Genomic DNA, 21,576 nt, shown 5'->3' on the forward strand with positions numbered 1-21,576 from the left:
CTTTGATCGTCACCTATCCGTTCAGTGCCGTGGTCGGCCTCGACGACCTGAAGCTGGCGCTGGTGCTCAACGCCGTCGCGCCCCGGGTCGGCGGGGTGCTGGTGCGCGGCGAGAAGGGCACTGCCAAGTCCACGATCGTGCGGGCACTGGCGGCGCAGTTGCCGGCCGTGGAGGTGGTGCCGGGGTGCAGGTTCGCCTGCGATCCGGCGGCGCCGGCGCCCGAGTGCCCGGATGGGCCGCATGATCCGGGCGCCGAGGGAGTCGGTCGTCCGGCCGCGCTGGTGGAGCTGCCGGTGGGCGCGTCGGAGGACCGGCTGGTCGGCTCCCTGGACGTGGAGCGGGCGCTGACGGAGGGGGTGAAGGCGTTCGAGCCGGGCCTGCTGGCCGCCGCCCACCGCGGCGTCCTGTACGTGGACGAGGTGAACCTCCTCCACGACCACCTCGTCGACCTGCTCCTCGACGCCGCCGCCCTGGGCACGTGCTACGTCGAGCGCGAGTCCGTGTCCGTCCGCCACGCCGCCCGCTTCCTGCTCGTCGGCACCATGAACCCGGAGGAGGGCGAGCTGCGCCCCCAGCTCCTCGACCGGTTCGGGCTGACGGTCGAGGTGAAGGCGTCCCGCGACCCCGCCGAACGCGCCGAGGTGGTGCGGCGGCGGCTCGCCTTCGACGCCGACGCCGACGCGTTCGCGGCGCGGTGGGCCGGTGAGGAGGCGGTGCTGGCCCGCCGGATCGCCGCCGCCAGAGCCCGGGTGGCGCAGGTGCGGCTGCCGGACGCGCGGCTGCGGCAGATCGCGACGGTGTGCGCGGCGTTCGAGGTGGACGGGCTGCGCGCCGACCTCGTCACCGCGAACGCCGCCGTCGCCCACGCCGCCTGGCAGGGCCGCGACAGGGTCACCACCGAGGACGTCCGCGCCGCCGCCCGGCTGTCCTTGCCGCATCGCAGGCGGCGGGATCCGTTCGACGCGCCGGGCTTGGACGAGGCGCTGCTGGAGGAGCTGCTGGAACGGACGTCCGGCGACGACGATGACGACCCCGACGGGCCTGACGGCTCTGGCGGACCGGATGGGTCTGACGGGCCTGCGGGATCCGATGGGTTCGGCGGCGGCTCGGACCGGCCCTCCGGCACCGGCTCCAACTCCGGCACCAGCGGCACCGCGCCCGGCCATCCGGGCGACGGCCACCTGTCCGGTGACGGCCAGGACGACCAGGCGGGAGGTGGGTGGCGAGGACATTCGGGCGATCGCCGCCGGCCGCCGCCCGGATCCGGGGCCGCGACGGAGGGTTGGCGCGATGGCGCAACCCCCGGCGCCGACCACCCGTCCTCGGCCGATGATGAGGCAGAGCGGGCGTCCCACCGCAACCAGCGCGGGACCGGCCCGGCGGACCTCGGGCTGGACGGCGACGGCTCGGCAGGAGCCGGGGTGGATGGCGGGGCCGGGGTGTTGCGGGTGGCCGGGGTGGCGCGGCCGTACCGGGTGCCGTTGCTGGAGGTGCCGGGCGTCGGTGAGGGGGCGGCCGGGCGGCGGTCCAGGGCGCGGGGCTCGCAGGGGCGGGGCACCGGGGCGCGCCGGCCGTCCGGCCGGGTGCGTGACCTGCACGTGGCGGCGACCCTGCGGGCCGCGGCGCCGTACCAGCGGGAGCGGGGGCGCGGCGGCCCCGGGCTGGTGCTGCGCGGGGACGACCTGCGCGAGGTGGTGCGCGAGGGCAGGGAGGGGAACCTCGTGCTGTTCGTGGTGGACGCGAGCGGCTCGATGGCGGCGCGCAAGCGGATGACGGCGGTCAAGACGGCCGTGCTGAGCCTGCTGCTCGACGCCTACCAGCGGCGCGACAAGGTGGGGCTGGTGACGTTCAGGGGCGTGGGGGCCGAGGTGACGCTGCCGCCGACGTCGTCGGTGGAGGCGGGGGCGGCGCGGCTGCGTACGCTGGCGACCGGCGGGCGCACGCCCCTGGCGGCGGGGCTGGCGCGGGCGGCGGAGGTGCTGCGCGTCGAACGGCTGCGCGACCCCGCCAGGCGTCCGCTGCTCGTCCTGGTGACCGACGGGCGCGCCACGGCCGGCGGCGACGTGGAACGCGCGGCGGCCCTGCTGGCCGGCACGGCCGCGGTCGTCGTGGACTGCGAGAGCGGCCCGGTGCGGCTCGGGTTGGCGGTACGGCTGGCGGCCCGGCTGCGGGCGCGGCTCGTCCCGCTCGACTCGCTGACCGATCTCGGCTCGGTCGTCCACGATCACAGGACGCGCACTTCGAGACACGACCGCAGGACCCGCGCGCCTGAGCACGACCACAGGGCGCCCGTTCTTGAGCAGGACCGCAAGGCCCGCGCGCCCGAGCACGGCGACAGAGCGGGCGTTTCCAGGAAGGCGGGTTGATCGTGCCGCAGGGGAAGCCGGCCGTCGTGCCGGACGACGGTCTCACCACCCGGCAGCGCCGCACCAGGCCGCTGCTGATCGTGCACACCGGGCCCGGCAAGGGCAAGTCGACGGCGGCGTTCGGCATGGCGTTGCGGGCGTGGAACCAGGGGTGGCCGGTCGGGGTGTTCCAGTTCGTGAAGTCGGCGAAGTGGCGCATCGGCGAGGAGCGGGCGCTCAAGGTGCTCGGGGACAGCGGCGAGGGCGGCCCCGTCACCTGGCACAAGATGGGCGAGGGCTGGTCGTGGATCCAGCGGCCGGGCAGCGAGGAGGACCATGCGGCCGACGCCCGGGAGGGCTGGGAGCAGATCAAAAGGGACCTGGCGGCCGAGACGTACCGGTTCTACGTGCTGGACGAGTTCACGTACCCGCTGAAGTGGGGCTGGCTCGACCTGGACGACGTGCTGGCGGCGCTCACCGCGCGGCCGGGCAACCAGCACGTCGTGATCACCGGGCGGGACGCGCCGGAGCGGCTGGTCGAGGTGGCGGATCTGGTGACGGAGATGGGCAAGGTTCGGCATCCCATGGATGCCGGGCAGAAGGGGCAGAAGGGCATCGAGTGGTGACGATCCCGCGGCTGGTCGTCGCCGCGCCGGCGTCCGGGAGCGGGAAGACGACGGTGGCCACCGGGCTCATGGCGGCGCTGCGGGCGCGCGGCCTGCGGGTCTCGCCGCACAAGGTGGGCCCCGACTACATCGACCCCGGCTATCACGCGCTGGCCACCGGGCGGCCCGGCCGGAACCTGGACCCGTGGCTCCAGGGTGAGGAGCGGGTGGTACCGCTGTTCCTGCACGGGGCGGCCGGATGCGACGTGGCGGTGGTCGAGGGGGTGATGGGGCTGTTCGACGGCAAGGGGGACACGGACTTCGCCTCCACCGCGCACGTCGCCCGGCTGCTGGACGCCCCGGTGGTGCTGGTCGTGGACGCGGCGCGGCAGAGCCGGTCGGTGGCGGCGGTGGTGCACGGGTTCGCCACGTTCGACACGCGGGTGCGGGTGGGCGGGGTCGTGCTCAACCGGGTCGGGTCCGCCCGGCACGAGGAGCTGTGCCGCGCCGCGCTGGCCGGGATCGGGGTGCCGGTGCTGGGGGCGGTGCGGCGGGACGATGCCGTGTTCACGCCGTCGCGCCACCTGGGGCTGGTGCCCGCGGCCGAACGGCGGGGCGAGGCGGTGGCCGCGGTGGACCGGCTCGCCGCCCTGGTGGCCCGGTCGTGCGACCTCGACGCGCTCCTGCGTCTGGCCGGCTCGGCGCCCGCACTGAACGCGTCCCCCTGGGATCCGGATCCCGCGGCCGGTCGCGGCGTGGTCGCCGTGCCGGCGCTGGACGCCTCCCCCAGGGATCCGGACCACGCGGCCGGTCGCGAGGTGGTCGCCGTGCCGGCGCTGGACGCCTCCCCCAGGGCCCCAGGTGGCGGGCGGGCGCGGCCTGTGGTGGCCGTCGCCGGTGGGGCGGCGTTCACGTTCGGGTACGCCGAGCACGTGGAGCTGCTGCGGGCGGCGGGCGCGGACGTCGTGACGTTCGACCCGCTGCGCGACGAGCGCCTGCCCGACGGCGCCGGCGCGCTGGTGATCGGCGGCGGCTTCCCCGAGGTGTACGCCGCCGAGCTGGCCGCCAACGAGCCCCTGCGCGACCAGGTGGCGGCCTTCGGCGGGCCGATCGCGGCCGAGTGCGCGGGGCTGCTGTACCTGTGCGAGGAACTGGACGGGCGGCGCATGTGCGGCCGGGTGCCCGGCCGGGCCTCGATGACGTCCCGGCTCACGCTCGGCTACCGGGAGGCCGTCGCGCTCGCCCGCACCCCGCTCACGAGGCCGGGTGAGCGGTTTCGCGGGCACGAGTTCCATCGGACGGCGGTCGCTCACGCGTCCGGGCCGCTGTTCCGCTGGGCGGACCCTCATCACGAGGGCGGCACCGATCGGAGCGGCACCGACATCGGCGCCGGCCGCGCCGGTGCCGGCGTCCGGAGCGGCGTCGACGGGTACGGCGATGCTCTGGTGACGGCCTCCTACCTGCACCTGCACTGGGCGGGCAGCCCGGCGGTGGCTCAGCGGCTGGTGTCGTCCTCCAGGTCGCCCTCCGTCTTGAGGTAGACCTCCTGCAGCCCGCGCAGCACGTCGGGGTCCGGGTGCTCCCACATGCCGCGCTCGGCCGCCTCCAGGAGGCGCTCGGCGATGCCGTGCAGGGCCCACGGGTTCGACTCGGCCAGGAACGCCTGGTTGTCCGGGTCGAGCACGTACGTCTCGGTCAGCTTGTCGTACATCCAGTCGGCGACCACGCCGGTGGTGGCGTCGTAGCCGAACAGGTAGTCGACGGTCGCGGCCAGCTCGAACGCGCCCTTGTAGCCGTGCCGGCGCATCGCGGCCAGCCAGCGCGGGTTGACGACCCGGGCGCGGAAGATGCGGGCGGTCTCCTCCGAGAGCGTCCTCGTGCGGACGGCGTCAGGGCGGGTGCTGTCGCCGACGTACGCGGCCGGGGCCCTGCCGGTGAGGGCGCGGACGGTGGCGACCATGCCGCCGTGGTACTGGAAGTAGTCGTCGGAGTCGGCGATGTCGTGCTCCTGGCTGTCGACGTTCTTGGCGGCCACGGCGATCCGGCGGTAGGCGTCCTCCATCTGCGGGCGGGCGGCGACGCCGTCGAGGTCACGGCCGTAGGCGTAGCCGCCCCAGACGGCGTACACCTCGGCGAGGTCGGCGTCGTCGCGCCAGTTGCGGCTGTCGATGAGCGGCAGCAGCCCGGCCCCGTACGCGCCGGGCGCGGAGCCGAAGATCCGCATGGTGGCCCGCCGCTCGTCACTCCCCGCCGCTGAGCCCGCCGAAGGGCCGGCCGGCGTGCCGGCCAGCGTTTCCGCCACGTGGGCGCGTACGTAGTTGTGCTCGTGCGGCTCGTCCAGGCCGGCGACGAGGCGTACGGCATCGTCGAGCATGCTCACCACGTGCGGGAACGCGTCCCGGAAGAACCCGCTGATCCGCACCGTCACATCGATCCTGGGCCGGCCCAGCTCGGCGAGCGGGATCGGCTCCAGGCGGGTCACGCGGCGGGAGGCCTCGTCCCACTCGGGCCGGACGCCGAGCAACGCGAGCACTTCGGCCACGTCGTCGCCCGCCGTCCGCATGGCGCTGGTGCCCCACACGGACAGGCCCACCGAGCGCGGCCACTCCCCCGTGTCGGTGCGGTAGCGCTCCAGCAGCGACTCGGCCATCGCCTGGCCGGTCTCCCAGGCCAGCCTGCTGGGCACGGCGCGGGGGTCGACGGAGTAGAAGTTGCGGCCGGTCGGCAGCACGTTGACCAGGCCGCGCAGCGGCGACCCGCTGGGCCCGGCCGGGACGTATCCGCCGTCCAGGGCGTGCAGGACGTGGTCGAGCTCGTCGGTGGTGCGTGCCAGCCGGGGCACGATCTCGGTGGCGGCGAAGGTGAGGATGCGCGTGACGAGGCCGGTGTCGGGCCCCGGGGACACGTCCACGTCATCGGGCGCGCTCCGATCGGCGTCCGGCTTCCGGTGAGGAAGCAGCGCCCGGTCAGCGGGCGGCGTCCCTTCAGCGGGCGGCGTCCCTCCAGCGGGCGGCGTCCCTTCAGCGGGCGGCGTCCGGTCGGCGCGCGGCGTCCGAACGGCGTCCGGTAGGGCGTCGGCGAGGACCGCGCGGACGACCTCGGGTGCCGCCTCGGGCGTCCAGCCCCGCTCCTCCATCCCCTCCACCAGCGCACGGGCCACCGCCTCGGCCCGATCCACGGCCGCCAGCCCCGCCGTCCCGTCCTCCGCCAGGCCGAGCGCTTCGCGCAGCCCCGGCAGGCTCTCGCGGCCCGCCCAGAGCTGCCGCGCCCGCAGCATGGCCAGCACGAGATCGACCCGCACCGGCCCGGCCGGCGCCTGGCCGAGCACGTGCAGCCCGTCGCGGATCTGCGCGTCCTTCACCTCGCACAGCCACCCGTCCACGTGCAGGAGGAAGTCGTCGAACTCGCTGTCGTGCGGCCGGTCCGCCAGCCCCAGGTCGTGGTCGAGCCGGGCGGCCTGGATGAGCGTCCAGATCTGGGCCCGGATCGCGGGCAGCTTGGCCGGGTCCATGGCGGCGATGGTGGCGTGCTCGTCGAGGAGTTGTTCGAGCCGCGCGATGTCCCCGTACGTGTCGGCCCTGGCCATCGGCGGCACCATGTGGTCGACCAGCACGGCGTGCGCCCGCCGCTTGGCCTGGGTGCCCTCGCCGGGGTCGTTCACCAGGAACGGGTAGACGAGCGGCAGGTCGCCGATCGCCGCGTCGGTGGCGCACGCGGCGGACATGCCGGCCGACTTGCCGGGCAGCCACTCCAGGTTGCCGTGCTTGCCGACGTGCACCATCGCGTGCGCCCCGAACTCGGCCGACAGCCAGCGGTACGCGGCCAGGTAGTGGTGGCTGGGCGGCAGGTCGGGGTCGTGGTAGATGGCGATCGGGTTCTCGCCGAAGCCGCGCGGCGGCTGGACCATGACGACGACGTTCCCGGCGCGCAGCGCGGCGAGCACGATGTCCCCGTCGTGCACGAACAGCTCGCCCGGCGGCGGGCCCCAGTGGCGTTCCATCGCCGACCGCAGGTCGTCGGGCAGCGTGCGGTACCACTGCTCGTACGAGGCGGCGGAGATCCGTACCGGATTGCCCGCCAGATGTTCCTCGGTCAGCCAGTCCGGGTCCTGGCCGCCGGCGGCGATGAGGGCGTGGATGAGCGCGTCTCCGTCCTGCTCGGCGACGCCGGGGAAGCCGTCGCCCAGGTCGTAGCCGGCCTCGGCGAGCCTGGCCAGCAGCCGTACGGTGCTGGCGGGGGTGTCGAGGCCGACGGCGTTGCCGACGCGGGAGTGCTTGGTCGGGTACGCCGACAGCATGACGACCAGGCGCCGCCCGGCGGGCGGGACGTGGCGCAGCAGCCCGTGCCGCACCGCGATGCCGGCCACCCGGGCGGCCCGCTCGGGGTCGGCCTCGTAGACGGTCAGCCCGTCCTCGTCGATCTCCTTGAACGAGAACGGCACCGTGATGATCCGCCCGTCGAACTCGGGGATCGCCACCTGCGAGGCGGCGTCCAGCGGCGACAGGCCGTCGTCGTTCTCCTCCCACGCCTGCCTGCCGGTGGTCAGGCAGAGCCCTTGCAGGATCGGCACGTCGAGCGCGGCCAGCGCGCCGACGTCCCACGCCTCGTCGTCGCCGCCCGCGCCCGCGGTGGCGGGGCGCGTGCCGCCCGCCGCCAGCACCGTCACGACGAGCGCGTCGGTGGCGCGCAGGGCGTCGAGCAGGTCGGGCCCGGCGGTGCGCAGGGACGAGCAGAAGATCGGCCTGGCCTGGCCGCCCGCGTCCTCGACGGCGTCGCACAACGCCGCCACGAACGCGGTGTTGCCGGCCAGGTGGTGCGCCCGGTAGTAGAGCACCCCGATCACCGGTCCGGTGTGCGACCTGGCCGTCCGTTCCAGCCTCCCCCAGGACGGGGTCGGCGCGGGCGGCGCGAACCCGCGCCCGGTCAGCAGCACCGTGTCGGACAGGAACGCGTGCAGCTCGCCCAGGTTCGCGGGCCCGCCATGCGCCAGGTACGCGTGCGCCTCCGCGCACACGCCGCCGCTCACCGTGGACAGCTCCATCAGCTCCGCGTCCGGCGCCTGCTCCCCGCCCAGCACCACCACCGGCCGGGGGCCGGCCAGCAGCGCGTCGAGGCCCTCCGCCCAGGCGCGCCGGCCGCCGAGCAGCCGCACGACGACCAGATCCACACCCTCCAGCAGCGCCGGCAGGTCGTCGGGGGTGAGCCTCGCGGGGTTGCCCAGCCGGTAGGGGGCGGCGCTCGCGCGGGCGCTCAGCAGGTCGGTGTCCGATGTCGAGAGCAGCAGGACGGTACGGCTGTCGCCAGGCACGGCGCATTCCTCCCTCGGGGTCCTCGCCCCGGTCGCGGGTGACGCGACGGCAGGAGTCTCCTGGCTCCCGGATCCGCGCTCACCCCGGCCTTCCCACCCGTCGCCGGGCAGTGGCCTGCGGTGGGGCTCGCTCCCCGGTCACAGTGGCGGGACCGCGCCGGTTTCACACCGGCTTCCTCCCTTGCCGTCGCCTACGAGGAGACTACGGCAAGACCGGCCTCCACCAGAACTGGCGTTACCATCCTCTTCGTGTCCATAGCCGACTTTTCCGGACGGACCCGTCCTGACGCCTGTCCGGGCGCGCTACAGGTACACGAGGCCGCCGACGGCCCGCTGGCCCGAGTCCGCCTGCCCGGCGGGGCCGCGTCCCGCGCCCAGCTCCACACGCTCGCCGACTGCGCCGAGAAGTTCGGCTCGGGCGTCCTCGAGCTCACCTCACGAGCGAACGTCCAGGTCCGCGGCCTCCACTCCCCCGCCGCCTTCGCCGACCGCCTCGCGGCGGCGGGCCTGCTCCCATCCCCGGCACACGAACGCGTCCGCAACATCATCGCCTCCCCCCTCAGCGGCCGGAGCACCGGCGGATCACTGGACACCACCTCCCTGGTCCACGCCCTCGACCAGGCCCTGTGCTCCCACCCTCGGCTGGCGGGGCTGCCTGGGCGGTTCCTGTTCGCGGTGGACGACGGCACGGGGGACGTGGCGGGGCTCGGGGCGGACGTGACGTACGCGGCAAGCCCTGCTGCCGACACGCCGCGCGCCACGCGCTCCGATGAAGCGCCGACCACCCCGCCTGGCGGCAACACACCCTCCAGCGCCGCACTCCCGGACGCACGCTCGGGCGAGGCGCACACGGACGCACGCATGGGAACGGCGCACACGAGCGGACGCTCCAGCGGGGCGCACGCGGACGGACGCTCCGGCGACGCGCATATGGGCGGATGCTCCAGCGGCGGGCACGCCAGCGAGGGGCGGTTGCTGCTGGCGGGCTGTGACACGGGGCTGACCTGCGGACCTGAGGCCGCCGTGCCGTTGATGATCGCCGCCGCGGAGGCGTTCCTCGACGAACGCCCCGACGGCGCCCCGCTCGCCTGGCGCGTCCAGGAGCTGGAGAACGGCCCGGCCCGCATCACCACCCGCCTGACCACCAACCCAGACGTTCGCGCACTGACGAGCGCGCCACTCACCGGACCAACGATCCAGTGCCCGACCAGCGATCCGGCCACCGGATCGGTGATCCAGGCAGCGACCAACGACCCAGCCCACGGGCTGCGAAGGGCTGGGCGGGTGGTGCAGCGGGATGGGCGGGTGGCGTTGGAGGCGCTGGTGCCGCTCGGGAGGCTGACGCCCGCTCAACTCCGGGTTCTCGCCGGCAGCGGCCCCGCCGTGCGGTTCACTCCGTGGCGGACCGCCGTGTTGCTCGACCTCTCCCCCGCCGAGGCGGACCGTGCGGAGCGGGCGCTCGCGGACACGGGGCTCGTCACCGACCCGGCCTCTCCCTGGGCGGGAGTCACCGCGTGCACCGGCCGTCCCGGCTGCGGGAAGGCGCTGGCGGACGTGCAGGCGGACGCGCGGCGCTGGGTGGAGGGCCTGGACCGCGCCCCCGAGACGCCCGTCCACTGGGCCGGTTGCGAACGGCGCTGCGGCCTGCCACGCGGCCAGGTCGTCGAGGTGATCGCCACCGGCGACGGCTACCGCCGGCAGCCCCAGTGACGCCCGCCGCCGACGGTCGGCTCCCGTCATTCCGCACGATATCGGCGAGCGTCCCAGCCAACGACCAGCGCCACCTGCACGACCAGGCGGCTGCGCTACCAGCACGACCAGCCGACCTGCACGACCAACCGCCCTGCACGACCAGCCGCACAACCTGCGCGACCTACCGACCCGCGCGGCCAGCGCGGCCGTCGGCGGTCGAGCGCGAGCACGAGCGGCGGTGCCGAAGGCGGGCGTCGCCATCGCCCGGCGGCGGCTCCAAGCGAGGCGACCGTGATGACACAGCCACCGGAAAAGAGCACCCGTGACCGACTACATCCGTGACGGCGCCGAGATCTACCGGCGTTCGTTCGCGACCATCCGCGCCGAGACCGACCTCACCGGCCTGCCGCCCGAGGTGGCTCAGGTGGCGGTGCGGATGATTCACGCCTGCGGCATGACCGACCTCGTCCGCGACCTGGCCTGGTCGCCGGGGGTGGTGGTGCGGGCGCGGGAGGCGTTGCGGGCGGGCGCGCCCGTGCTGTGCGACGCCATGATGGTCGCCTCCGGCGTGACGAGGCGCAGGCTGCCTGCCGGGAACCAGGTGCTGTGCACGCTGCCGGACCCGCGCGTGCCGGAGCTGGCGGAGCGGCTGGGGACCACGCGCAGTGCCGCCGCGCTGGAGTTGTGGCGGGATCGGCTAGACGGCGCGGTGGTGGCGATCGGGAACGCGCCGACCGCGCTGTTCCGGCTGCTGGAGCTGGTGGCGGAGGGCGCGGGACGGCCGGCGGCGGTGCTGGGCGTGCCGGTGGGGTTCATCGGCGCGGCGGAGTCCAAGCAGGCGCTGGCCGCCAGCGACCTGGAACACCTGGTGGTGCACGGCCGTCGCGGCGGCAGTGCGATGACGGCGGCGGCGGTCAACGCCATCGCGGACGAGACGGAATGAGGACGATGAAGGGACGCCTGTACGGGGTCGGCCTGGGCCCCGGTGACCCGGAGCTGGTCACGGTGAAGACGGCCAGGTTGATCGGCGAGGCCGACGTGATCGCGTATCACGCCGCCAGGCACGGCCGCAGCATCGCCCGTTCGATCGCGTTGCCGTACATGAGCGGGGACCAGATCGAGGAGTTGCTGCTGTACCCGCTGACGACGGAGACCACCGACCACCCCGGCGGCTACCAGGGCGCGCTCGACGACTTCTACGCCGACTGCGCCGAGCGGCTGGCCGCGCACCTGGACGCCGGGCGGACCGTGGTGGTGCTGGCCGAGGGCGATCCGCTGTTCTACGGCTCGTACATGCACATGCACAAGCGGCTCGCGCACCGCTACGAGACCGAGGTGGTGCCGGGCGTGACGTCCGTCAGCGCCGCGTCCGCCGTGCTCGGCCGGCCGCTGGTGGAGCGGGACGAGGTGCTGACCGTGCTGCCCGGCACGCTGCCGGCCGAGGTGCTGGCGAAGCGGCTGCGGGAGACGGACTCGGCGGCGGTGCTCAAGCTGGGCCGCACGTTCGGGAAGGTACGCGACGCGCTGGCGGAGGCCGGGCGGCTCGACGACGCCTGGTACGTGGAGCGCGCCACGATGGGGGCCGAGCGGGTCGCGCCGTTGAAGGACGTGGATGCCGACGGCGTGCCGTACTTCTCGCTGGCGCTGCTCACCAGCCCTGCCGAGCGCGCGTTCGTGCCCGAAGCGGTGGCGGCCGATACCCCACGTGAGGAGCTGCCTGGCGCGGCGCACGGCGAAGGGCCGGGGGAGGTGCTCGTGGTGGGGCTGGGGCCGGCCGGGCGGCCGTGGCTCACACCTGAGGCGCAGGGGGCGCTGGCCGCCGCCACCGACATCGTCGGGTACGGCCCGTACGTGGACCGGGTGCCGCCGAACCCGCGCCAGCGCCGCCACCGTACCGACAACCGGGTGGAGGCCGAGCGCGCCAGGCACGCGCTGGAGCTGGCCCGCGACGGCGCCCGGGTGGCGGTGGTGTCGTCGGGGGATCCCGGGGTGTTCGCCATGGCGAGCGCGATCATGGAGGCGGCGGAGGACTTCCCCGACGTGCCGGTGCGGATCGTGCCCGGGCTGACGGCCGCGCAGGCGGTGGCCAGCCGGGTCGGGGCGCCGCTGGGGCACGACTACTGCGTGGTGTCGCTGTCCGACCTGCTCAAGCCGTGGGAGGTGGTGGCGGAGCGGCTGACGGCGGCGGCGCGGGCGGATCTCGTGCTGGCGCTGTACAACCCGGCGTCGCGCAGCCGGACGTGGCAGCTCGCGGCGGCCCGTGACCTGCTCCTGGAGCACCGGGACGCGGCCACGCCCGTGGTGATCGGGCGGAACGTGGGGGGTGAGCAGGAGAGCGTGACCGTCACGACGCTGGGTGAGCTGGATCCGGGGCAGGTGGACATGCGCTGCCTGCTCATCGTCGGCTCCTCCACGACGCGGGTCACCGATCGGGGGCTGGTCTACACGCCTCGCCGTTATCCGTGAGTCAGGCCGGGGCCGCCGCCCAGGTCGCCGCCGCCGCCACGGTGTCCACGAGGTGGACGCCGGGTGGGAGGGGCGGGCGGTTCACCATGATGACGGGCAGGCCGAGCTCGCGGGCGGCCGTGAGCTTGGCGGCGGTCAGGGTGCCGCCGCTGTCCTTGGTGACGAGCACGGTGAGCGCGTGCTCGCGGATGAGGGCGCGCTCGCCTTCGACGGTGTACGGGCCCCGGTCGAGCAGGACGTGCACGTCGGGCGGGACGGGCGGCTCCGGCGGGTCCACGGATCGGGCCAGCAGCCACACCCCGGGGAGGCCGGTGAAGAGCGAGAGGCTGCGGCGGCCCGTCGTGAGGAACACCCTCGCGCCGGGCCGGAGCAGCGCGGCGGCGGCTTGGAGGGAGTCCACCCGCTGCCAGGTGTCGCCCGCGCTCTCCTGCCAGCCGGGCCGGCGCAGGACCAGGAGCGGCACGCCGGTGGCGGCCGAGGCGGCGGCGGCCGATGCCGTCATGCGCTGGGCGAACGGGTGCGTGGCGTCCACGAGCGCGTCGACGCGCTCGTCGGCGAGGTAGGCGGCCAGCCCGTCCGGGCCGCCGAAGCCGCCCTCGCGCACCTCGCCCACGGGCAGGCGCGGGTTGTTCACCCGTCCGGCCAGCGACGACACCACGTGCAGGCCGGGAAGGGCGGTGAGCTCGGCCGCGAGCGCACGCGCCTCGGCCGTGCCCCCAAGGATCAGGACCCGCCGCACGCCGGCTCCCCGTCGTGTGCTGACTCCCGGCCACGCGCCAGATCCCAGTCGCGCGGCATCCGCATCCCGCGCGCCCGTGCCGAGCCCCGCGCCGCGTTCCGTCCGTACGGCATCAGGATCCCCCGAGCGCCCGGTCGCGGGCCGCGCTGTAGAGGTGGCTGTCGGGGAAGTGGGTGGCGGACAGGACGCGGCCGACGACGATGACGGCCGTGCGGCGGATGCCGGCCGCGTGGACCTGGTTCGCGATGTCCGCCAGCGTCCCCCGCAGGACGATCTCGTCGGCCCGGCTGGCCCGGGCGACGACGGCGGCGGGGCAGTCGGCGCCGTACGAGGGCAGCAGCTCGGCGACGACCTGGTCGATGCGTTGCACGGCCAGGTGCAGCACCATGGTGGCGCCGCTCGCCCCCAGGGTGGCCAGGTCCTCGCCCTCGGGCATGGGGGTGGCTCGGGCGGAGGTGCGGGTGAGGATGACAGTTTGGCCGACGCCGGGCACGGTCAGCTCCCTGCCGAGCGCGGCGGCCGCCGCCGCGAACGCCGGCACGCCCGGCACCACCTCGTACGGCACGCCGAGCGTGTCGAGCCGCCGCATCTGCTCGGCGACGGCGCTGAAGACGGACGGGTCGCCGGAGTGCAGCCGGGCGACGTCGTGCCCGGCGCGGTGGGCGGCGACCAGCTCGGCGATGATCTCGTCGAGGTTCAGGTCGGCGGTGTCGACGAGCCGGGTGCCGGGCGGGCAGGAGTCGAGCAGTTCGCGGGGCACGAGCGAGCCCGCGTACAGGCACACGGGAGCCGTCTGCAGCCGGCGCAGCCCGCGCAGGGTGATCAGGTCGGCGGCGCCGGGGCCGGCACCGATGAAGTACACGGTCACGTGTCGTCCTTCCTGGTCAGGGACCAGATGGTCACCGGCATGGCGGGCCGCCATCCGGTGAAGCCGCCCACCGGCGAGGCTCGTTGCACGGCCAGGCGTACGAGGTCGCCGCCGAGGCGCCCGTACCACTGGCCGATGAGGGCTTCGGATTCGAGGGTGACGGCGTTCACGACGAGCCTGCCGCCGGGGCGCAGCCACGACCAGCAGCGTTCCAGGAGGCCGGGGGCGGTGACGCCGCCGCCGACGAACACGGCGTCGGGCGCGGGCAGCCCGTCCAGCGCGGCCGGGGCCGTGCCTTCGACGACGCGCAGGGACGGGACGCCGAGGCGGCCGGCGTTGCGGCGGATGGCGGCGGCGCGGTCGGGCCTGCTCTCGACGGCGACGGCGGCGCACGTGGGGTGGCTGCGCATCCATTCGACGGCGATGCTGCCGGCGCCGGCGCCGACGTCCCACAGCAGCTCGCCGGGGAGCGGGGCGAGCCGTGACAGGGTGACGGCGCGGACCTCCCGCTTGGTGAGCTGCCCGTCATGCTCGTACGCGGTGTCGGGCAGCCCCGGCACCAGGGCCATGGGCTCGGTGTCCGGGCCGGCGACGCATGCGACGGCGATCACGTGGAGCGGGGACGCGGCGGGCCCGGCCCAGGCGCCGGCGGTGCCGTGCTGGATCGTCTCGGTGGCCGCGCCCAGGTCCGACAGCACCGTCATGGCGCTCGGGCCGTACCCGTGAGCGGTGAGCAGCGCGGCGACCTGGGACGGAGTGCCGGGCCCGGCCCCGAGCACGACGATGCGGCGGCCGGGCAGCGCGACGGCGTTGAGCGTCTCCAGCGGTCGGCCGACGAGGCTGACGGTCTCGACCTGCTCGACCGGCCAGCCGAGGCGGGCGCAGGCGAGCGACAGCGACGACACGTGCGGCAGCACCCGGACGCCCGCCGCGCCCACGAGCCGGACCAGGGTGGAGCCGATGCCGTAGAACATGGGGTCGCCGCTGGCCAGCACGCACACCTCGCGCCCCGCGTGCCGCTCGATGAGGCCGGGCAGCGCCGGGAGCAACGGGGACGGCCACGCCACCCGCTCCGCCCGCACGGACGCGGGCAGGAGATCCAACTGCCGGAGACCACCCATGACGACCTCGGCGGACTCCAGGGCGCGCCGCGACGCCTCGGGCAGCCCGTCCCAGCCGTCGGCGCCGATGCCGGCGACGGTGATCACACGTTGCCCAGGACGCGGGTCACCCGGATCTCGATGACGACCCGGGCGGGGTTGGGGCGGGGCGGCTTGTACCGGGCCGTGTAGCGGCGCTCGGCGTCGGCCACCTCCGCCGGCTCGGTACGGACGACGGCCCGGCCCTCCAGGGTGGACCAGCGGCGGCCGTCCACCTGGCACAGGGCGACGGAGGCGCCGTCGGCGATGAGCCTGGCCTTCGCGGAGGTGCCCGACGTGATCACCCGGGCGACGCCGGCCTCCAGGTCCAGCGTCGCGCCCACCGGCACCACGTGCGGCGGCCCGCCGGGGCGCGCGGTGGACAGCGTGCACAGGTGCCGCTCCTGCCAGAACGCGGCGAACGCGCTGCCCTGCTCGGCCAGGTTCACGATCCTCCTCGGGTGATCTCAGCGAGGCACATCGTATAGGCCCGGCGTTCACGGGGCGGCAGGCGCCCCGAGCGGCTCAACGGCCCTCGGGGGCGCGCGCCCGCCAACAGCTCGCCAACAGCTCGGCGGCCGCTCGACGGCCGCTCGACGGCCGTCGTCAGCGGCAGAAGGGCGCCAGGCCGAGCACGGACTTGACGCCGCCGAGGAGGTGCTGGACGAAGTACCGGTCGCCTTCCATGGGCTCGTCGGTCCACGCCTTGACGTCGTGGCCGAGGGTGGTCAGCCAGGCTTTGCCGCCGTCGTAGTACTGGCACCAGCTCACCGGGTGGTGCTCGCCGTGCCCGGGGTGGCCGAGGTTGCCGCGCACGCCCTGGGCGAGGGTGCTCTCGTCCACCTCGGCGAGCACGCGGACGCGGGTGGGTGCGGGGATGAGGTTGTACCACTCGTCGGAGAAGGCCCAGGTGCGGGGCAGGCCCTGGGTGGAGGCGTCGCGGCGGTTCACGGTGACGACGGTGCCGGGCTGGTTGGCGCCGTGGTCGTAGAAGTTGGCGTTGCCGAGCAGCCCTTCGTACCAGGGCCAGTTGTACTCGGTGCCGAAGGCGTTGTGCACGCCGATGAAGCCGCCGCCGGCGCGGACGTACTGGCGCAGCGCGGTCTGGGCGGCGTCGTCGAGGGCGTCGCGGGTGGTGCTGAGGAACATGACGGCGTTGTAGTTCAGCAGGCGGCCGGCCGAGGAGAGCTGGGTGACGTCCTCGGTGTAGTCGACGGTGAAGCCGTTCTCCTGGCCGAGTTTGATCATGGCTTTGACGGCGACGTTGTCGGCGTTGAGCGGCGGGTTGAGTCCGGGGCCGAGCGGGGTGCCGAGGTGGGCGTGGCGGGGGCCGGCGGTGCGGCTGTAGACGAGCAGCTTGTAGCCCTTGGCCGGGTCGAAGTTGCCCCAGTCGTGGTAGCAGCGGGGGTCGGTGCCGCGGCAGACGCCGTAGTCGGGGTCTCCGAGGTCGCGCGCCGGTTCCGGGGAGGCGGCGGAGCCGGGTGCGGTGGCGGTGAGCAGCAGGAGCGCTGCCCCGGTCGCGGCGGCGATGGAGACTTTGCTGCGCATGGGCACCTCGCATGACGATCCACTAGATGGATCAAATGGTCCACTCGGGGGCTTGAGCGTAACTGCGGATCTTTCCGCCGACAAGCTCTTGCCTTCACTGCCGGGCCGGACTTATGGTGCGTCCGTCGTACGGATCTAGCGGTCCGTCAGATGGACCATGAAGGTTTGGTGCCCGTGGAACGACGAAACTTCCTCCTCGGCGCGGCGGCCACCCTGACCGCCTCCGCGGCCGTCACGGAGCCCGCCCAAGCAGAACCGGCCCGCGCAGAGCCCTTGGAACGGCAGCCCGCCGCACTCGGCGTGACCGGCAAGGACTTCCCTAAGGTCTGCGGCAACCTGGGCAACCACAACTACTCCCCGCTGAGGCGGATCACGCCGCGCACGGTGCGGCGCCTCGGCGGCGCCTGGCACGTCAACCTGGAGGGCGGCAGCACGTCGGCCGCCCAGCAGAGCACCTGCGTCGTGCAGAACGGCGTCCTGTACGTCCAGACGACCCAGCAGAACGTCTTCGCCGTGGACGGCAGGACCGGCGCCATCAAGTGGAAGACGAACCTGGGCACCAAGCAGACGAACATGCGCGGCGTCGCGCTGGGCGAGGGCCTGGTCTTCTCCACCTCCGGCGCGAACATCGTCTACGCGCTGAAGCAGGACACCGGCGAGATCGCCTGGCAGCGCCAGCTCATCACCGACGGCGAGGGCGGCGGCGACACGGGCGGCTGCGACCCGCAGAACGGTCAGTGCGGTGGTCTCACCGGGACGCTGGCCGGCGCGGTCGTCTACTGGGACGGGCTCATCTACGTCGGCATGCAGGGCAGCACCGGCGGCGCGCGCGGCCGGGCGTACGCGCTGAAGGCCGCCACCGGCGAGGTCGCCTGGACGTTCTGGTCGTGCCCCGGCGAGGGCCAGTTCGGCAACGACACCTGGGAGGGCGAGTCGTGGAAGACCGGCGGCGCCGTCCCGTGGATCCACCCCGCCGTGGACCCCGACCTCGGGCTGGTCTACTGGACGTTCGGCGGCTCCTACCCGCGCCTGGACGGCTCCACCAGGGGCGGCGACAACCTGTTCGCCAACTCGATCGTGGCCATCGACGCCAAGACCGGCAGGCGCAGGTGGCACTTCCAGTCGGTGCACCACGACATCTGGGACCTCGACAACGTCATGGCGCCGGTGCTGATCGACATCAAGGTCAAGGGCCGCCTGCGCAAGGCCGTCGTGTACGGCAGCAAGGTCGGCATGTTCTACATCCTCGACCGGGAGAGCGGCGAGCCGCTGCACGGCATGGAGGAGCGGCCCGTCCCGCAGCACCCGAAGCAGAAGACGGCGGCCACGCAGCCGTTCCCCGGCGGGAAGCCGTTCATCACGCAGGCGCCCGAGTTCGGCAAGGCGACGCGGCCGGTGCCGTTCTACGCCTGGGGCGGCCTCTACACGCCGCACTGGGACCGGGCCACGATCATCTTCCCCGGCGCGGGCGGCGGCGCCGACTGGGCGCACCTGTCGTACAACCCGCACACGGGCTGGATCTACGTCGGCTACGGGCTGATCAACTCCGGCTTCTCCAACAGCCGCGACGGGCGCGTCAACACCTCCCGCCCGCTCGGCGAGTACTTCGCCGGCGGCATCGCGGCCGTGGACCCGCGCACCAACACCCCCGTCTGGACGCTGGACCGCGAGTGGTCGCTCGCCCACGGCAACGGCATCCTGACGACGGCGGGGCGGGTGATGTTCCAGGGCGGCCCGGACGGGGTGCTGCACGCGATGGACGACACCGACGGCAGCATCCTGTGGAGCTTCCAGTGCGGCGCCGGGGTGCACACGAGCCCGATCAGCTACGAGATCGACGGCGAGCAGTACGTCGCGGTGCTGGCGGGCGGCAACGGACTGCCGTACCCGGACATCCCCAGGGGCGACCACCTGTGGGCGTTCAAGCTGGGCGGCAAGGTGCCGCCGGCCGCCACGCCGGCGCCGCCGAAGCGGCGCAACGACATCAGGGCGGCGGCCGTCACCGGCACCACGGTCACGCTGGGCCGGGTCTGGGACGCGGCGAACCAGCGGCCGGGCTCGACCGAGAACACCGTGGCCCAGAACGCCATGGCGCCACAGCACCTGCGGGTGCCCAAGGGCACCACCGTCACGTTCGTCAACCCGGCCGACAACGCCTTCGCGCACGCCGCCGTCTCGTTCTTCGAGTACGAGTTCGACACCGGCGTCCTGATGCCCGGCCAGTCGTTCACCCACACCTTCGACACGCCGGGCGAGTTCTTCTACAACGACGCGATCTTCCCGCAGAACACCGGCAAGATCGTCGTCTACTGAGCTCGGTGGGCGGTGAAGCCGCCGTCCACGAGAGCCTGGAGACGGCCGCCGAGCCCGGCCTCACCCTGACGATCTTCACCGCCGAGCCCGGATCGCCCTCCGAGGAGCAGCCGCGGCTGCTCGCCTCGTGGGCCGCCGCCACCCCTCGGACGCGCTCACCCGCCGGCGGCTGACCCCGCCCTGTCCTGAGCGCCGCTCACAGCCAGGCCGGCAGGATGGACGGCGGGATCGGCCCCTTGTTGCGCCGCCCCTGCCCGCTCTCCTCCCAGGCGTGGGCCAGGATCCCGACGGAGCGGCTGAGCACGAACAGGCCGCGCGCCAGGGGCGCGGGGAAGCCCAGCTCGGCGTAGACGACGGCGGTCGCGCCGTCGATGTTCATGGGCACGGGCGCGATCAGCCGTTCGACGTCGAGCGCGGCCCGCAGGTGCGCGCCCGCCACCACCCCGTCGGCGACGGCCCGCTCCACGAGGCCGAGCAGCGGGTCGCGGCGCGGGTCGCGGGTGTGGAAGCGGTGCCCGAAGCCGGGCAGGTACTTGTCGCGGGCCCGCCACCGCGCGACCACGGCCGCGGCGTCGCCGTCCGCGACGATCTCCTCCAGCAGCCCGACGCACTGCTCGCCGGCCCCGCCGTGCACGTCGCCGAGCAGGTTGACCCCGGTGGCGACGGCGTTGTTGAGGCCGACCCCGCAGGTGACGGCCATCCGGGCGACGGCGATGGACGGCGCGTGCGGGCCGTGGTCGACGGACGAGACCAGCGCCGCCTCCAGCAGGGCCGCCTGCCGGGGCTCGGGGCGCTCGCCGCGCAGCATGAGCCAGATCAGCTCGGCGAACCCGATCCGCCCGATGAGGTCCTGGACGGGCTGCCCACGCAGCTCGATGACGTCGGGCTCGATCCGGGAGACGGCGGTGCCCCACCAGTCGGCGGCGGCGTCGCGCGTGCTCATGAGACCGCCTCGACCTCGGCGTTGTGCTCGCCGAGCAGCGGGGCGGGCCCGCGCGGGCGCAGCGGGACGCCGTCCACGACGACGCCGTTGCCGGTGACGGTGACCTGCCGCTCCCCCGCTCCGGGGAAGGGCACCTCGGTCAGGAAGCCGCGGTGGCGTACCTGGTCGAGGGCGAGGGCCTGCGGGACGGTGAGGATGCGGGCGGCGGGCACGCCTTCCGCGGCGAGCAGTTCCTCCCACTCCAGTGCGGTCTTGGCCCGCAGCGCCTGGTTGAGCTCCTGGTTGAGCTGCGAGCGGTGGGCCTTGCGGGCCTCGCGGCCGGCGAAGCGCGGGTCGGCGGGCAGGTCGGGCCGTCCGACGAGCCGGCACAGCGTCTCGAACTGGGCCTGCTGGTTGGCGGCAATGTTGAGCGGCCCGTCGGCGGTCTCGAACGTGCCGGACGGGGCGGCGGTGGCGTTCTGGTCGCCCATCGGCTCCGGCTCGACGCCGCTGACGAGGTAGTTGGAGACGGTCCAGCCCATCGCGGAGATGGACGCCTCCAGCATGGACAGGTCGAGGAAGCAGCCGCGCCCGGTGCGGTGCCGCCCGGCGAGCGCGGCGCAGACGGCCAGGGCGGCCATGAGGCCGCCGACGGTGTCGCAGATGGGGAAGCCGACGCGCAGCGGGGCGGTGCCGGGGGTGCCGGTGACGCTCATCATGCCGGACAGCCCCTGGATGATCTGGTCGTAGGCGGGCGCGGCGCTCATCGGGCCGCTCTGCCCGAAGCCGGAGATGGCGCAGTAGACGAGGCGGGGGTTGAGCTCGCGCAGGCGCTCCCAGCCGTAGCCGAGCCTGGCCAGCACGCCGGCCCTGAAGTTCTCCAGCAGGACGTCGGCGCCGGCGAGCAGCGACTCGAACGCGGCCCGCCCGGCGGGGCTCTTCAGGTCGAGCTCGACGGACTTCTTGCCGGCGTTCTGGGCCAGGAAGGACGCGCCGGTGCCGGCCTGGTTGAGCTCGGGGTCGGGGCCGAGGCGCCGGGCGAGGTCCCCGGTGCCGGGCAGCTCCACCTTGACCACCTCCGCGCCGAACAACATCAGCTGGTAACTGCAGTACGGCCCGGCCAGCACGTTGGTCAGGTCCACGACCTTGACGCCGTCCAGTGGCAACTGCTGCATGCACGCTCCATGTGAGTCAATTCAGAGGATGGTCGAACCCGCGCCGCGACATCCGCTCGGCCGCCTCGCGCAGATCCGCGGCGAACTCCCGCACCCGGTCCTGGCCGAAGCGGACGGTGGGGCCGCTCAGCGTCAGGGCCGCGGCGCCCGCCGGTCCGCCGCCGTGCACCAGGACGGCGACGGCCGACAGGCCGGGCTCGCGCTCGCCGTGGCTGACCGCGTAGCCGTCGCTCGTCGCCGACCCGCACCACGTGGCGCAGCGGCTGCGGGCTCTCCTGCCGGGCGACGCAGACGCGGCGCACGTGCGCGCCAGGTGCGCCCAGCGCCACAACGCGGGGCCGGCCGTGAACCCCTTGGGCGTGCTGTGCGCACACCCCCGTTGTTGGAAGGCATGGCCGTACGCTAACACCGAGTCCGCACAGCGGTCCATATGCTCCATCAAGCGGATTACGCGGC

General features: G+C 74.5%; 17 protein-coding genes and 1 riboswitch. Of the genes, 8 read left to right on the top strand and 9 right to left on the bottom strand.

Annotated features, from left to right (window positions below; genetic code table 11):
* Positions 1-2 precede the first annotated feature (2 nt).
* Genes HCN51_RS34830 through HCN51_RS34840 form a run of 3 tightly spaced genes read left to right on the top strand, consistent with a single transcriptional unit; the run spans position 3 to position 4,491 of the window.
* Positions 3-2,366, top strand: a complete 2,364-nt coding sequence (locus HCN51_RS34830) for a VWA domain-containing protein (RefSeq protein WP_168015513.1) — start codon at positions 3-5, stop codon at positions 2,364-2,366.
* 2 nt (positions 2,367-2,368) lie between these two features.
* Positions 2,369-2,971 (top strand): cob(I)yrinic acid a,c-diamide adenosyltransferase, encoded by a 603-nt coding sequence (gene cobO / locus HCN51_RS34835; RefSeq protein ID WP_080046560.1) that lies wholly within the window; start codon positions 2,369-2,371, stop codon positions 2,969-2,971.
* Positions 2,965-4,491 (top strand): cobyrinic acid a,c-diamide synthase CobB, encoded by a 1,527-nt coding sequence (locus HCN51_RS34840; protein WP_346433897.1) that lies wholly within the window; start codon positions 2,965-2,967, stop codon positions 4,489-4,491. Before cobO ends, HCN51_RS34840 begins: the two co-directional genes overlap by 7 nt.
* Here HCN51_RS34840 and cobN read toward each other — a convergent pair.
* Positions 4,446-8,258, bottom strand: coding sequence for a cobaltochelatase subunit CobN (gene cobN, locus HCN51_RS34845; RefSeq protein WP_168015515.1), 3,813 nt, complete (start codon positions 8,256-8,258; stop codon positions 4,446-4,448). The two genes, HCN51_RS34840 and cobN, sit on opposite strands and share 46 nt — an antisense overlap.
* 38 nt (positions 8,259-8,296) lie before the next feature.
* A riboswitch (cobalamin riboswitch) is annotated at positions 8,297-8,487 on the bottom strand.
* Between the two features lie 20 nt (positions 8,488-8,507).
* On the opposite strand from cobN, the gene HCN51_RS58340 reads away from it, so the two are divergent.
* The 3 genes from HCN51_RS58340 (at position 8,508) to cobJ (ending at position 12,416) form a co-directional block, all read left to right on the top strand.
* Positions 8,508-9,968 (top strand): hypothetical protein, encoded by a 1,461-nt coding sequence (locus HCN51_RS58340; RefSeq protein ID WP_206068231.1) that lies wholly within the window; start codon positions 8,508-8,510, stop codon positions 9,966-9,968.
* A gap of 304 nt (positions 9,969-10,272) precedes the next feature.
* Positions 10,273-10,893 carry a precorrin-8X methylmutase gene (locus HCN51_RS34860; RefSeq protein WP_168015517.1) on the top strand — a complete coding sequence of 207 codons (621 nt, stop codon included), beginning with the start codon at positions 10,273-10,275 and terminating at the stop codon, positions 10,891-10,893.
* Positions 10,894-10,898: 5 nt separating this feature from the next.
* Complete coding sequence (cobJ, locus tag HCN51_RS34865) at positions 10,899-12,416, top strand: precorrin-3B C(17)-methyltransferase (RefSeq protein ID WP_168015519.1); 1,518 nt, start codon at positions 10,899-10,901, stop codon at positions 12,414-12,416.
* Position 12,417: 1 nt separating this feature from the next.
* Here the strand turns inward: cobJ and HCN51_RS34870 are convergent, their stop codons facing one another.
* From HCN51_RS34870 to HCN51_RS34890, 5 genes are all read right to left on the bottom strand, one after another.
* Positions 12,418-13,155, bottom strand: a complete 738-nt coding sequence (locus tag HCN51_RS34870; RefSeq protein ID WP_168015521.1) for a cobalt-precorrin-6A reductase — start codon at positions 13,153-13,155, stop codon at positions 12,418-12,420.
* 112 nt (positions 13,156-13,267) lie between these two features.
* Complete coding sequence (gene cobM / locus HCN51_RS34875) at positions 13,268-14,023, bottom strand: precorrin-4 C(11)-methyltransferase (RefSeq protein WP_168015523.1); 756 nt, start codon at positions 14,021-14,023, stop codon at positions 13,268-13,270.
* Entirely contained in the window at positions 14,020-15,231 is a 1,212-nt protein-coding gene (gene cbiE, locus HCN51_RS34880) for a precorrin-6y C5,15-methyltransferase (decarboxylating) subunit CbiE (protein ID WP_168015525.1), read from the bottom strand. The genes cobM and cbiE overlap by 4 nt, the downstream gene beginning before the upstream one ends.
* Positions 15,228-15,611, bottom strand: coding sequence for a TIGR03618 family F420-dependent PPOX class oxidoreductase (locus HCN51_RS60100; RefSeq protein WP_168015527.1), 384 nt, complete (start codon positions 15,609-15,611; stop codon positions 15,228-15,230). The genes cbiE and HCN51_RS60100 overlap by 4 nt, the downstream gene beginning before the upstream one ends.
* A 157-nt stretch (positions 15,612-15,768) precedes the next feature.
* Positions 15,769-16,710: a ThuA domain-containing protein gene (locus tag HCN51_RS34890; RefSeq protein ID WP_168015529.1), complete on the bottom strand. Its 942-nt coding sequence runs from the start codon at positions 16,708-16,710 to the stop codon at positions 15,769-15,771.
* Between the two features lie 174 nt (positions 16,711-16,884).
* Between HCN51_RS34890 and HCN51_RS34895 the strand changes: the two genes are divergently transcribed.
* Positions 16,885-19,023: an outer membrane protein assembly factor BamB family protein gene (locus HCN51_RS34895; RefSeq protein WP_168015531.1), complete on the top strand. Its 2,139-nt coding sequence runs from the start codon at positions 16,885-16,887 to the stop codon at positions 19,021-19,023.
* 5 nt (positions 19,024-19,028) lie between these two features.
* Positions 19,029-19,196, top strand: coding sequence for a hypothetical protein (locus tag HCN51_RS34900; RefSeq protein WP_240973556.1), 168 nt, complete (start codon positions 19,029-19,031; stop codon positions 19,194-19,196).
* Between the two features lie 23 nt (positions 19,197-19,219).
* On the opposite strand, the gene HCN51_RS34905 is transcribed toward HCN51_RS34900, so the two are convergent.
* From HCN51_RS34905 to HCN51_RS34915, 3 genes are read right to left on the bottom strand one after another with little or no spacing between them, the layout of a single operon-like run.
* Positions 19,220-19,966, bottom strand: a complete 747-nt coding sequence (locus HCN51_RS34905; RefSeq protein ID WP_168015533.1) for a citryl-CoA lyase — start codon at positions 19,964-19,966, stop codon at positions 19,220-19,222.
* Positions 19,963-21,120 carry a CaiB/BaiF CoA transferase family protein gene (locus HCN51_RS34910; protein WP_168015535.1) on the bottom strand — a complete coding sequence of 386 codons (1,158 nt, stop codon included), beginning with the start codon at positions 21,118-21,120 and terminating at the stop codon, positions 19,963-19,965. Before HCN51_RS34910 ends, HCN51_RS34905 begins: the two co-directional genes overlap by 4 nt.
* Before the next feature lie 16 nt (positions 21,121-21,136).
* A complete protein-coding gene (locus tag HCN51_RS34915; protein ID WP_240973557.1) occupies positions 21,137-21,550 on the bottom strand; it encodes an IclR family transcriptional regulator domain-containing protein in 414 nt (137 codons plus the stop codon).
* Positions 21,551-21,576: the final 26 nt, after the last annotated feature.

It is taken from the genome of Nonomuraea composti (assembly GCF_012034275.1).
GTDB classification, from domain to species: domain Bacteria; phylum Actinomycetota; class Actinomycetes; order Streptosporangiales; family Streptosporangiaceae; genus Nonomuraea; species Nonomuraea composti.

Coding starts and splice junctions, on each gene's coding strand:
- cobJ (WP_168015519.1), top strand. CDS start 10,899: ATGAAGGGACGCCTGTACGGGGTCGGCCTGGGCCCCGGTGACCCGGAG.
- HCN51_RS34890 (WP_168015529.1), bottom strand. CDS start 16,710: ATGCGCAGCAAAGTCTCCATCGCCGCCGCGACCGGGGCAGCGCTCCTG.
- HCN51_RS34905 (WP_168015533.1), bottom strand. CDS start 19,966: ATGAGCACGCGCGACGCCGCCGCCGACTGGTGGGGCACCGCCGTCTCC.
- HCN51_RS34910 (WP_168015535.1), bottom strand. CDS start 21,120: ATGCAGCAGTTGCCACTGGACGGCGTCAAGGTCGTGGACCTGACCAAC.
- HCN51_RS34915 (WP_240973557.1), bottom strand. CDS start 21,550: ATGGACCGCTGTGCGGACTCGGTGTTAGCGTACGGCCATGCCTTCCAA.